The sequence below is a fragment of the Leifsonia sp. McL0618 genome (assembly GCF_049994905.1).
In the GTDB taxonomy this organism is placed as follows: domain Bacteria; phylum Actinomycetota; class Actinomycetes; order Actinomycetales; family Microbacteriaceae; genus Diaminobutyricibacter.
The window spans coordinates 546,542-558,823 of sequence record NZ_CP188258.1 but is presented as its reverse complement, the minus strand read 5'-3'; the positions used below and the strand labels follow the sequence as shown (position 1 = coordinate 558,823).

General features: G+C 67.8%; 7 protein-coding genes. 4 read left to right on the top strand and 3 right to left on the bottom strand.

All coding sequences use genetic code 11. The features are described 5' to 3' along the window. The first annotated feature begins 11 nt into the window (after positions 1–11). Genes ACPPVQ_RS02615 through ACPPVQ_RS02605 form a run of 3 tightly spaced genes read left to right on the top strand, consistent with a single transcriptional unit; the run spans position 12 to position 3,548 of the window. The gene (locus tag ACPPVQ_RS02615) at positions 12–1,598 is read left to right on the top strand and encodes an APC family permease (protein WP_426518340.1); all 1,587 of its coding nucleotides are present in this window, start codon (positions 12–14) and stop codon (positions 1,596–1,598) included. A gap of 7 nt (positions 1,599–1,605) precedes the next feature. Continuing rightward, positions 1,606–2,022 (top strand): hypothetical protein, encoded by a 417-nt coding sequence (locus tag ACPPVQ_RS02610; RefSeq protein WP_426518338.1) that lies wholly within the window; start codon positions 1,606–1,608, stop codon positions 2,020–2,022. Beyond that, a complete protein-coding gene (locus ACPPVQ_RS02605; RefSeq protein WP_426518336.1) occupies positions 2,019–3,548 on the top strand; it encodes an aldehyde dehydrogenase in 1,530 nt (509 codons plus the stop codon). Before ACPPVQ_RS02610 ends, ACPPVQ_RS02605 begins: the two co-directional genes overlap by 4 nt. 12 nt (positions 3,549–3,560) lie before the next feature. Here the strand turns inward: ACPPVQ_RS02605 and ACPPVQ_RS02600 are convergent, their stop codons facing one another. Together ACPPVQ_RS02600 and ACPPVQ_RS02595 are read right to left on the bottom strand one after the other, a co-directional pair. Then, entirely contained in the window at positions 3,561–5,231 is a 1,671-nt protein-coding gene (locus ACPPVQ_RS02600; RefSeq protein ID WP_426518334.1) for an amidohydrolase, read from the bottom strand. Beyond that, positions 5,228–6,688 carry an APC family permease gene (locus tag ACPPVQ_RS02595; RefSeq protein ID WP_426518332.1) on the bottom strand — a complete coding sequence of 487 codons (1,461 nt, stop codon included), beginning with the start codon at positions 6,686–6,688 and terminating at the stop codon, positions 5,228–5,230. The genes ACPPVQ_RS02600 and ACPPVQ_RS02595 overlap by 4 nt, the downstream gene beginning before the upstream one ends. 90 nt (positions 6,689–6,778) lie before the next feature. On the opposite strand from ACPPVQ_RS02595, the gene ACPPVQ_RS02590 reads away from it, so the two are divergent. Then, positions 6,779–7,384, top strand: a complete 606-nt coding sequence (locus ACPPVQ_RS02590; protein ID WP_426518330.1) for a TetR/AcrR family transcriptional regulator — start codon at positions 6,779–6,781, stop codon at positions 7,382–7,384. 83 nt (positions 7,385–7,467) lie between these two features. On the opposite strand, the gene ACPPVQ_RS02585 is transcribed toward ACPPVQ_RS02590, so the two are convergent. Next, on the bottom strand, positions 7,468–12,198 hold the full coding sequence (locus tag ACPPVQ_RS02585; protein ID WP_426518328.1) for an ExeM/NucH family extracellular endonuclease: 4,731 nt from the start codon (positions 12,196–12,198) through the stop codon (positions 7,468–7,470). Between the last annotated feature and the right edge of the window lie 84 nt (positions 12,199–12,282).

Sequence of the window (12,282 nt, the reverse complement as noted above, 5' to 3'; positions counted from 1 at the left end):
GCGCGGCTCCCATGGAACTCTGGGCAATCACACGCAACGAAGCCGAAAGAAAGAGCCCCCATGAGCGACGGCATGCAGACCCGGTTGGCCGAACAGCAGACGCACAAGCTGAGCGCACGCTGGGCCGATTCGATATCTTCTTCCTGCTGATCGCCGCGGTCGTGTCGATCGAGACTCTCGGCCAGGTCTCGGGCTTCGGCGCCGAGACGTTCACCTGGACGGTCATCCTCAGCATCTTCTTCCTGATTCCGTACGGGCTGATCTTTGCCGAGACCGGCGGCGCCTTCACGGAAGAAGGCGGAATCTACGTGTGGGTGCGACGCGCATTCGGCCGTGCCACCGGTGCCATTGCCTCCCTCCTGACCTGGGTCACGCAGCCGGTGTGGGTCGGCGGCGCGATGTCGTTCGTCGCGACGGAGACCTGGAACACCTACGTGATGCCCCTGAAGAGCGGCTCTCCCGTCGATTACCTCTTCAAATTCGTGTTCATCTGGCTGACCGTCACCGCGGCCATCATCAGCCTGAAACGCGGCAAATGGATTCCCACCGCCGGTGCGATCGCGAAGATCGTCTTCCTCGCCTTCTTCCTCGGCGTCACGATCGTCTACGGCTTCGTCCACGGCTTCACCCACCTGACGCTCAGCAGCTTCACGCCCACCGTCGCCGGCCTGCTCGGCGCGACGCCCCTGCTGCTCTTCTCGTTCCTCGGCTTCGAGTCGAGCAACTCCGCGGCCGGCGAGATGAAGAACCCCGGGCGCGACGTGCCGATCTCCGTTGCACGGTCGGCGGGCCTCGCCGCGGCCTGCTACATCCTCCCGATCTTCGCGATCCTCCTCGTGGTGCCCGCCGACAAGATCACAGGCATCAGCGGTCTTTTCGAGGCCGTGTCCACCGTCTACTCGGTCTTCGGGTCCGCGGCCGGCGTCATGCTCACCATCTCAGCGCTTCTCTTCTGCTTCATCCTCATGTCGCAGGGGTCGGCCTGGATGATCATCAGCGACCGGATGCAGGCGATGGCGGCCGCCGACGGCGCCTTCTTCGGAGGATTCTTCGGCCGCTTCCACAAAGGGCTGGGAACGCCGGTGCGCGTGAACTTCCTCTCCGGTGTCGTCGCCACGGTCTTCATGGTCGCCGCAATGCAGCTCAGCGGCACCAGCGGTGCCATCTTCGGGGTCGTCCTCAGCATCTCGATCTCGACCTACCTGCTCAGCTACCTGTTCGTCGTGCCTGCAGCCGTGCGCCTTCGCACGCGCTACCCGGACATGCCGCGACCGTTCCGCGTGCCGGTCGGCATCGGCGGATTCCGCGCCCTCGGCATCCTGTGCTTCTTCTGGATCCTCCTCGGATCGTGGGTCGCCATCTTCCCGGGCACCCTCGAGCCCCTGTTCGGCCTGAAGTACGACTTCGAGGGGACGTGGGGCGTCAGCCAGGCCACGTTCGAAGCGTTCACCCTCGGGACCCTGATCGTGCTCCTCGCGCTCGGGCTCGTCGGCTATTGGCGCGGCGCGTCGATCCGTGCCCACCTCGTCGACGAGACGGTCGACGTGATGGCAGGCGAGCTGGGAACGGATCCCGAACTGGTTCCGTCCGAACGGTGAGTACGGCATGCGATCGCTGAAGGCTGCTGCGGCGGTCGCCGCCGCGGCCGCCGCCTGCCACCTCGCGCTCGCCGGCATCGACCCGGCGCATCCGCTCATGATCGTCACCATGATCGTGCTGACCGGGCTCTGCCTGCCCTGCGCTGTCACGCTCTGGCGGCGCCCCACCGAACACGCGGCGACGGCGATGCTCTTCATGAGCGTCGTCATGATCCTCGCCCACACCGCATCGCTCTCCACCCACGAGCACGGCAGCACGGCATCCCTCGCCGGCGCGCCCGCGGTCACGGTGTTCACCATCGCGCCGCTGCTCCTCGAGCTCGCCGTGACCCTGCAGCTTGCCTGCTGGCTTCGCCGCCGGCACCAGGCGGATGCGCGCACTGAGACCGTCCGCACGAACCGAGAGGTCCCCGAACCACAGTGAACACAACCCTGACGGTCCTTCCCGCCACCCACGAAGAATGGACGGAGGCCGCCGCAGCGCTCGCACCGGATGGCCGCGCCGTCATCGACGGCGAGCGGACGGACGCCGAGACGGTCGGCATCGCGAGCGGCCCGTCGAGCTTCGCGAGTGTCAACCCTGCAACAGGTGAGCGGATCACCGACGTCAGCCTCTGCGGATCGGCGGACGTCGACCGCGCGGTCCGCAGCGCGCGACGCGCGTTCGAGGCTGGCGGATGGAGCCGCGCGCCGGCGACGGACCGGCGCGGAATCCTGCTGAGGCTCGCGGACCTCATCGACGAGAACAGCGCGGAGCTCGCCCTCCTCGACAGCCTGGAGATGGGCAAGCCGGTCGCCGAGAGTGCCAGCGTCGATGTGCCGGGGGCGTCAGCGACGTTCCGCTGGTACGCGGAGGCCATCGACAAGGTCACCGGCGAAGTTCCCGCGACTCCCGCCGGGAGCACCGCCCTGGTGTCGCGCGAGCCCCTGGGTGTCGTCGCCGCGATCGTGCCGTGGAACTTTCCGCTCGAGATCGCCGCCTGGAAGCTCGCGCCGGCGCTCGCGGTCGGCAACAGCGTCGTGCTCAAGCCGGCCGCGGAATCGTCGCTTTCTGCGCTGCGACTGGGCGAACTCGCCCTGCAGGCCGGCCTTCCCGCCGGCGTGCTCAACGTCGTCCCCGGTCCGGGCTCGACGGTCGGCGAAGCGCTCGGGCTCCACCCCGGCATCGACGCCCTGACCTTCACCGGATCGACCGCTGTCGCGAAGCGCCTGCTCACCTACTCGGGCGCATCCAATATGAAGCGCCTGAGCCTGGAGGCCGGCGGCAAGAGCTCCAACCTGATCTTCGCCGACGCCGACGACCTCCCACTGGCCGCGACGAAGGCGGCGTTCGGTGCGTTCTACAACCAGGGCGAGGTGTGCTCGGCCAACTCGCGCATCCTGGTGCAGCGTGCGGTCGCCGACGAGTTCCTCGAGATCTTCATCGAAGCAGCGCGCGCCTACGCCCCCGGGGATCCGCTGAACCCGGCGAGCGGCAGCGGCGCCCTGGTCAGCGAAGCCGCCGCGAACAGGGTCATGACCGCCGTCGAACAGGGCGCCCGGGACGGCACCGTTCGTTTCGGGGGCAACCGGGTGCACGTCGACGGTCGCGGCGCATTCGTCGAGCCGACCATCATCGTGGGCCTCGCCCCCACGCATCCCCTCGAGTCCACCGAGGTGTTCGGCCCGCTCGCGACCGTCACCGTCTTCGACGACGAAGACGAGGCCATCCGGCTCGCGAACGCCACCGACTACGGCCTGGCCGCCTCCCTCTGGACCGGCAACCTCGCCCGCGCGCACCGGGTCGCCGGCCGGCTCGTCGCCGGAACCGTCTCGGTGAACACTGTGGATGCGCTCGGCCTCAGCACGCCGTTCGGCGGCTTCCGCCAGTCCGGGTTCGGGCGCGACCTCTCCATCCACGCCCTCGATAACTATGTCGGGCTCAAGACGACCTGGTTCCAGCACGGCTGAGTGCCTGCCCGGTCAATGCACCGCCGAGCAGTGCGTACGTTCCCCGTATGACACCGGCTGCGATGCGGCGGTTCGCGCGTCATGCACGATCTCGCCGCCGACGATCGTGAGCTGGGCGCGCTGCTCGAGCAGGCCGGCCGGGTCGTCCTCGAAACGGTAGAGGTCATCCGACCAGGCCGCGACATCCGCGCGCGCCCCGACACGCAGCACGCCCAGTTCGTCTTCGGCGTGCCAGGCCCACGCGCCCTCACGGGTGTAACCGCGGATGGCCGCCTCGAGGCCGAGCCGCTCGCCCGGTGTCCAGCCGTCGCGGCCGTCGAGCCCTGCTCGGGTGAGCGCGGAGTAGAAGCCGACCAGCGGATCCATCTCACCCACCTGCCAGTCGCTCGACAGCGCCACGTGCGCACCGGACTCGACGAGCGAGCGGAACCGCCACGCCCGATCCCAGCGCTCCTCGCCGACGTTCTCCATCCAGGTGCCCGCGACGAGGTCGGGCGAGCAGTGCCGCGGCTGCATCGCCGCGGTCACGCCGAGTGCCGCGAACCTGGGCAGATCGTCGGGATGCAGGCACTCGACGTGAACGATGCCGTGCCGTCGGTCGACTGTTCGGTTCGCCCGCGTTGCGTGCTCGATGGCGTCGAGGGCCAGACGGATGCCGCCGTCGCCGGTGGCGTGCGTATGCGTCTGGAACCCGAGCCGGTCGAGCTCCGTCACGATGCGCGTGAGCTCCCCGATCGGGGCGCTCGGATGACCGCGATGACCCGGGCGGTTGGCGTAATCGTCGAGCATCCAGGCCGTGTGGGGTTCGATCACGTCGTCTGCGTACAGCTTGACCGGTCCGAACCGGAGCCGGTCGTCGACGGGGGCGGAGTCGACGGCCTCCCGCAGGTCGCGCCGGAACGCCGCGTCGGCATCCATCGGGTGGAAGAGCGCAGCGATGACCCGCGAACTGAGCCGGCCCTCCGCTCGCGCGCGGAAGAGCAGATCGATCTCGGCGAGCGGCACCTGCGGCTCGACGACCATCGTGATGCCCGATGCGGTGGCGAGTTCGAGGCTGGCAAGCAGCTTGCGGTAACGCCGCTCCGGCGAGTACAGCGGGATGTCCCGTTGCAGGCCCGCGAGCCCGGCCGTCGTCATGGCACTGGTGTAGAAGTCGGTGATCCAGCCGGTGGGCTCCCCCCACTCGTCGCGTTCGGGTCGGCCCCACGCGATGTCGCCGCCGCCCGCGATGCCGAGTACACGCAACGCGATGTCGTTCAGCCAGACCGAATGCTGATCGTAGGTGGTGACGAAGATGGGTCGGTCGGCGAGTCCGGCCAGGTCGCGGGCGTGCGGCCGGCGGCCGGGGACGATCGAATAGACGGCGTTCTCGGCGCACACCCAGCCGAGATCGGGACGGCGGCCGGCGAGTTCGGCGATGCGGCGTCGCACCTCGCTCAGGGTATCGGCGCCTTCCAGGCTGACCGCGTCTGCGTCGAAACCCAGGAGCAGGTGGTTGTGGCTGTCGATGATTCCGGGGGTCACCAGCGCGCCGTCGAGGCGAACTGTTTGCCGGGCATCCGGGGCGTCGTCAGCCGACCCGACGTAGCTGATGCGGCCGCCGGTGATGCCGATCGCCCCGGCGACAGGGAGTGCGTCATCGAAGGTGCGGACGTGGGCGTCGGTGAGCAGCAGGTCGGTCACCGGTTCGCTCCCGTCGTCTCGGCGCGTGCCGGGTCGTCGTCGTCGTCGTCGTCGGTTGAGGCATCCGCCAGCAGCAGGTGGGTGGCTTTGCGCGGACGCAGGTAGAACGAATAGTAGACGAAGCCTGCGAGGACGAGCCCGACAGAGATGGCGAGGCTCGTCCACTGTGCGGGGTCGGAGAACGAGATGACGAAGATAGCGCCCAGAGCGACCACGGCGAGCGCAGGCGGCAGCGGCCACAGGGGCATCGTGTACGCGCCGGCAGGCTTGGGCTTGCGACGGTTCGTCAGCGCGGCGACCGCAATGAAGAGGTAGGTGAAGGCGAGGGTCGAGCCGGTCGCCGTGAGCAGCACATCGATGGGAATGAGGCAGGCGAGCACCCCGATGGCGCCCATCACCACGGTCGCCGTTACCGGCACGTGCGAGCGCGGAGTGACCCGGCTGAGCGGCCGTGCGATCACTGCCGGGAGCGCGTTGTCCCGCGCCGCCGTGTAGAGGAGCCGCCCGGCCTGGAGTGCGATCGCGATGATCGCGTTCACGATCGCCAGCGCGATCGCCAGCAGCACGATCGTGCTGATCACCGAACCGGAACGCTCGGTCAGGAACGCCTCGACCGGGAGTGCGGCGCCGAACAGGCCGTTGAGGCTCGAGGCGCCCAGGATGATCGCGGCGAGCGGAACGATCTCGGCGAGGATGGTGATGATCGCGCTCCAGAGCACCGCCTTCGCGATCGCCCGGGTCGCGTTCTTCGTCTCCTCGGAGAAGTACACCGCGCCGCCGTAGCCGTTGTACGCGAAGATGCCCTGCGTCACGGCGATGACGAGTCCCGCGATCGTGAGCGGCGCCAGGTGGTTCGTCGACGGGTCGAGGAACTGCAGGCTGAGGAGGGTCAGCGGTGACCGTTCGATGTGCACCAGCCCCAGGACGGTGAGCAGGGCGAGGGCTGCGAATTCGATGAACAGGAACACCCCGGTGAGCCACGCGTTCGTGCGGATGTTGAAACACGCGGTCAGCGTCGCGAGCGCCACAACGACGATTCCTGTCGCGACCGGCGACAGCCCCTGGATGGCGACTCCGAGGTAGTCGGCGACCCCGACGCCGAAGACGGCGAGGATCAGCGGGAGCGAGATGAGGTTGATGAAGAAGGTCGCGACGCCGAACGACGGACCGATTGCCCGGCTGACCAGTGAATAGTCGCCGCCCGCGACCGGGTAGGAGGATGCGAGATCGGCGTAGCAGAAGGCGATCAGTATGCTGACGACGCCCGCGATCGCGAAGGCCCAGAACACTCCCGTTCCGAACGATGCGAGAGCGGCCCCACCGAGGATGAAAACGCTCGAGGCCGGCGAGATCGATGAGAGCGTGATGAGCACGTTCCCACCGACACCGAGGCTCCGCGCGAGCTTCGGAGGTGCGCTTTCCGGCGCGGCTGCGAGTGGTGGTTTCGTGAGCTCCATCGGTCATCCCATCGTGTCGTCAGTAATTCTTTGACGCCTGTGTCAAAGAATTCCAGAAGTGTGGCATGCCCATCCGCTAGTGTCAAGGACATGGCGCGATCCAAGAACCAGGACGAGAGGCGCGCGGGGCTCGTCGAAGCCACGATCGACGCCGTCTCAGAGCACGGCCTCCGGTCGCTCTCCCTCGCCGATGTCGCCGCAAAAGCGGGCCTGACCAGGGGCGCGATCCTCTACTACTACGACGACCTCGACATGCTGCTCATCGAAGCCCACCGTGCCGGGCTCGAGCGCTTCTGCGACCAGCGCGACGCCGTCGTCGCAACGATCGACCGGCCGCAGGAGAAGCTCGCCGCGGCCATCCGCGCCGGCCTGCCGAGCGGGCCCGACGATGCGCTGATGCGCCTGCTCTACGAGTTCGACGTGCTCGCGGGCACCTCCGCCCTGCACGACGAACTGGTGGAGCGCATGTACACGCGCCAGCTTGCGACCTACACGGGCATCCTCGAACTCGGCATCGCATCCGGCGTCTTCGACCTGCCGCTGCCGGTGCGCACGCTCGCCATGAACCTCGTCGCGCTCGAAGACGCGTACGGACTCCACATCGTCGCGGGGAACAGCCTGATCACCGTCGAATCCGCCGAATCAGCGATGCGGGCAGTCGCCGACAATCTGGGGGCGCCGACCACGGCAGGGTGAACGGGTCGACGCAGCGCATACGCCGGATGCACGGACGGCCGCCGGGTGCAGGAGTGCTGCGCCCGGCGGCCGCTGCTACCGCGCTACTTCGAGACGACCTTGAAGGTCGTCCAGCCGAGCACCTGGTCCGCCGCATTCTGGACGGACAGGGTCGTGTTGCCGTTGCCGATCCACGACGTCAGGGTCAGCTTCAGGATGCCGTCATCCGGTACCTGGACCCAGCGTCCCCCGATGTCCTTCGCCGGCGAATAGGCCCACACCGAGACCCAATCGCCCGCGTGCCCTGCTCCGACCGCGATCCGGATGCTGTCGCCGGCACGGTAGGTGCCCCGATCGACCGTCACCAGATCCTCGAGCGCTTTCTTCAGCACGGAGTGACTGGCCGCCGTCGGGTCACCCGAGGGCTTCGGGTTCGCCGGCAGCTCCGCCACGGTGAGTGCGACGCGGACCGTCGTACCCGAGTCCGGAGCCGAGAGGACCAGCGTGCCCGCCCCCGCCGCGTCCGCTGGAACAGTGAACGACACGGTCGCCGTGCCGGCAGCATCCACCGGCACGCTGCCGAGCGCGGCCGAACTGCCCGCCCAGGTCAGCTGAAGCGACGTGTTCGCCGGGCTGCCGAGTGAGGTCAGATTCAGCTTCGACACCGTGAACGACACCTGCTCGCCCCGCTGCAGCACACCGGTCGGTACACCGCTGACGCTGACGCCGCGCTTGGCGAAGCTCGGCGAGACCGGGCTGTTCTTCTGCAAGTAACCGATCCAGGCGTCACGGTCGATGAGGCCCGAGTCCTTCGTGTTCGTTCCTGCAGCGAAGGCGCGGAAGTTGTCCCCGCCCTGCACGAGGAACGAGAATGACCCGATCCGGTACGGTTTCGCCACATCGATCGGCTGACCGTTCACGATGATGCTGGTGATGCGGTCGCCCTCGGCACGGGAGGCGTCGTAGGTGTAGCTGACGTTCTTCGACAGACCGAGGTTCAGGAACGGCCGGCTCGGCACGGTGCCGTCCGCGTTCCGCTGCCACTGCTGTTCGAGCGCCTGCTTGAACTGCGCCCCGGTGAGGGTCGTCGTCCACAGGTTGTTCACGAACGGGAGCACCGCGTTCGCCTGGGCGTAACTGATGCTCCCGTCTGCGCCGTACAGCAGGTCGGCACGGAGGCCGCCCGGGTTCACCACACCGATCTCGGCACCGCCGAGCTCCGCGGGCGAAAGGGTGGTGAGCAGGGAATCGGCGACCAGGTTGCCCAGGGTGGACTCGCTCATCCGGTCGTCACGGGCACCGCCGAGGTAGGCCGTGGTGATGTCCTTCGTCACCGAGCCGACCTTCTGGTTGCCGATGACCGCTGCATCGGCGAGCGCCTTGTCGACGATCGTCTTCACGGTCGCGACCCGGGGGTACGCGGCGACGAGGGATGCGTCGGTTTCCGTCGTGCGGGCCACATTGCGGGCGGTGTGGCCGGTGACCGCGTCGGTCTCCGGATCCACCGTCAGCGTGACCTGACCGATGTTCTCACCGTAGCTGCCGGTCTGGACGATGGGACGGGTTGCTCCGTCGACACCGGGGACCGGGGCGTCCCACGCGTACTGCTTGTGGGTATGGCCGGTGAAGATGGCCGCGACCTTCGGGCTCGTCTTGGTGACGATGTCGGCGAAGGCGCCGCCTGCGGCAAGCTCCTTCTCGAGGGTCGAGCCGTCGGGCGTGCCGAAGCCGGCGCCCTCGTGGTATTCCGCCACCAGCACATCCGCTTCGCCGTTCGACGGGTCCCCGTCGGTGAGCTGCGTCGCGACGCGGTTCACCGCTGCCACCGGGTCGCCGAAGTCGAGCGTCGAGATGCCGCCCGGCGAGACGAGGGCCGGGGTCTCCTCGGTCACCGCTCCGATCACGCCGACCTTGAGGCCGTCCACTGCGAACACGGCGTACTCCGGAAGTGCCGGGTCCGTCGTGCCCTTCTTGTACACGTTGGCGCCGAGGTAGCTGAATGCGGCGGCGTCCTTCACCCGGCCGGTCAGGTCGGAGAAGCCGTTGTCGAACTCGTGGTTGCCCACCGAACTCGCTTTCAGTTCGAGCGCATTGAGCACGTCGATCGTCGGGATGTCACCGGCGGACGCCGAGGCGAACAAGGACGCACCGATGTTGTCGCCGTCGGAGAGGAAGAGCGAATTCGCGTCGCCCGCCTGCGCCCGCAGTTTCTCGACGGTGCCGGCGAACTTCACAGTGTTGCTGTCGATCCGGCCGTGGAAATCGTTGATGTTCAGCAGGTTCAGCGTCACCGGGGCGGCCTTGAGCCCGAGTCCCACCACGATCGGGTCGTGGTCGCTCGACCGGTAAGGGTCGGCCGCGTAGAAGTTGGTGACGTTGTAGTTGTACCGGCTGTACTCTAGAGCGACCGATTCGACCGAGTTGATGTTCCACACATCGGCGCCCGAGATCGCCTTGTCGGCGGCCGGCGAGGCGAGCACGTGGTCGAGCGATCCGACCGTGCCGTCGAACGAGTACGTGTACTTCCGGGTGCGGCTCGTGACCTGGTCGATGTAGCCGGCGTCGGTGAGGACCTTGATCGGGTCTTCGTTGAGGTAGGCGTTGAAGTCGCCGATCAGGAGCACCTTGTCGAGGCCGAGGGTCGCTTTGCGCTCGTTCGCGAAGGCCACCAGGGCCTGCGCCTGCTTGACCCGTGACGCATTCGATGCGCCCTGGCCGTCGCCCTGGTCTGCATCCGCCCCCGTGCCCGAGCCCTTGGACTTGAAGTGGTTGACGATCGCGACGAACGCGGACGAGTCCTTCGTTCCGACCTTCTTGAAGGCCTGTGCCAGCGGCTGCCGAGCGTTGCTGAATGCGACATCGTCGAGGATGCGCGACTCACCGACCGGCTGTGCGTTCGCCTTCTTATAGATGAAGGCGGTGCGGATGACGTCTTCGCTGGACGGGACAGTCGAGGGCGACTTCACATACGCCCACACGTCGCTTCCTGCTGCGGTGTTGAGCGCAGCGACAAGCGTCGACAGCGCGTCATCGCGGTTCAGACCGAACCGCGCCGAGTTCTCGATCTCTTCGAGCGACACCACGTCGGCGGTGAGGCCATTGATCGCCGCGACGATCTTGTCCTGCTGCCGCTTGAGACTGGTCGCGTCGGCCGCACCGCGGGCATCGCAGCCTGTGTTCACGGTGATCCTGTTGCCGTCGCGATCGGTGTAGAACGTGCATCCGCTCAGCTGGTCGCCGGTCGTCGTGAAATAGTTCAACACGTTGAAGGTGGCCAGGCGGAGGTCGCCGCCCACGTTCACAGGTGCAGCACTGCGCGTATTCGAGAACGCCACCGGCTGCACGGCTGCCGCGTTCGCAGGGGTCAGTTCGGCGGTGGGCTGGAACTTCCAGGCGCTGTTGCGGTAGTCGAGGACAACGGGCCGTGTGAAGGTCACGGCCTCGCCGACGCGGACCGGAGCGGTCAGTGAGAGGTACGGCAACGGCTTCGACTTGTTGGCCGCGCTGAGGAAGTTGGTCGATGCCCCGTCGTCGAGCGTGACGGAGCGGGCGGCATTGGCTGCGAGCGCAGCCGTGTACTCCGCCGAACCGGGACGGGCGGTCTCGGTCGCCTGCACCAGCGGCTTGTCGCCGGCAGCGAGAGCGATCTCTCCATACTGGTTGGCCGAGTAGACGTCGGTGACGGTGAACGCTCCTTGCGGCGCGATCAGCATGCCCTCGAGGCTTTCTCGCTGTGCGGCAGTCCCCGGAAGCCCGACGGTCGCGGGCACCGGAGCTGTCACCGTCGAGGCGTCGAGCTTGGAGACAGCGCTTGCGGTGATCTCCGTGAGCCCGTTGAACTCGCTGACGGCGCCGGTCACCTTCACGTAGTCGCCAGGTGCGACCGTGCCAGCGAAAGCGGACCCGAAGACGAAGACCGCGTCGGATGCGGTGTGGCCGGCGAGGTCGACAGCGCCACCGGTACCCGGGGTCTGGATGTAGAAGCCGTTGAAGCCGCCGGTCGCATACTGTGCGGTGACCACGCCGACGGTGGCGACCGTCGCGCCGGCCTTCGGGCTGACGTCGCCGGTTCCCTGGATGTCAGCGATGCTGACGGTCCCGGGCGGACCCGGGTCGCCGCCGGTTCCGGGGTCGGTGCCGTCTCCGGGGTCCGTACCGTTCCCGGGGTCGGTTCCCTCTGCCGGGCTGGCCGAGTTCTGGGGCGTGATGGTCGCCGTCAGACCGAAGTCCGCGCTGTTGTCGTCGGTGTCGGCGAAATCGCCGCGTACGAACGACTTGACGTCGGTGTTCCCGGTCGGCGCGACCGCCTTGGCCTTCTCAAACGTGTTGGACGTGCCATAGCCGAGAAGGTCGGCGACGTTCGGGGCATTCGTCACGGAGCCGGACGGGACGGTGAGCGCCGTCGCCGTTGTCGCCAGGATGAGCGTGCCCGTCGTTCCGCTCGGGTTCAGGGCGTTGCTCGAGACGTCGGGTGCGGGCAGGGCCGCTCCGTTGGTTCCGTTGGAGCCGCCACCGACGAGGAAATAGCTCTTCGCGGCGATCGTCCCGCTCAGGGGCACGACACCGGTTGAGGCGCCCGTTCCCGTGGCGGGCCGATACTGCACGCTCCAGCCCGTGAGACTGACGGCCTGCGAGCCCGGGTTGTAGAGCTCGACGAACTTGCTGGAGTAGGCCGCTCCGGCGCTGCCGCCGGAGAGATAGGCCTCGTTGATGACGACACCGGTGCCGTCTGTGCTGGCGAACGCCGGCGACGCGACCAAGGCGCCGGCGGCGAGGCCGGCTCCCGCGATCGCGGCGACGGTGGCACGCGCCAGCCTGCCGAATCTGGTTGACATTGTGTTCTCCTTGAGAGATGGAGGGCGGATGAGTCCTCGGTCAACCTAGGGATTGCCTGAAACCGGACTCTGTATTCTGAATGA

Excerpts from the sequence above, each read along its gene's own strand:
- ACPPVQ_RS02615 (WP_426518340.1), top strand. The coding sequence starts at position 12 with ATGGAACTCTGGGCAATCACACGCAACGAAGCCGAAAGAAAGAGCCCC.
- ACPPVQ_RS02610 (WP_426518338.1), top strand. The coding sequence starts at position 1,606 with ATGCGATCGCTGAAGGCTGCTGCGGCGGTCGCCGCCGCGGCCGCCGCC.
- ACPPVQ_RS02595 (WP_426518332.1), bottom strand. The coding sequence starts at position 6,688 with ATGGAGCTCACGAAACCACCACTCGCAGCCGCGCCGGAAAGCGCACCT.
- ACPPVQ_RS02590 (WP_426518330.1), top strand. The coding sequence starts at position 6,779 with ATGGCGCGATCCAAGAACCAGGACGAGAGGCGCGCGGGGCTCGTCGAA.
- ACPPVQ_RS02585 (WP_426518328.1), bottom strand. The coding sequence starts at position 12,198 with ATGTCAACCAGATTCGGCAGGCTGGCGCGTGCCACCGTCGCCGCGATC.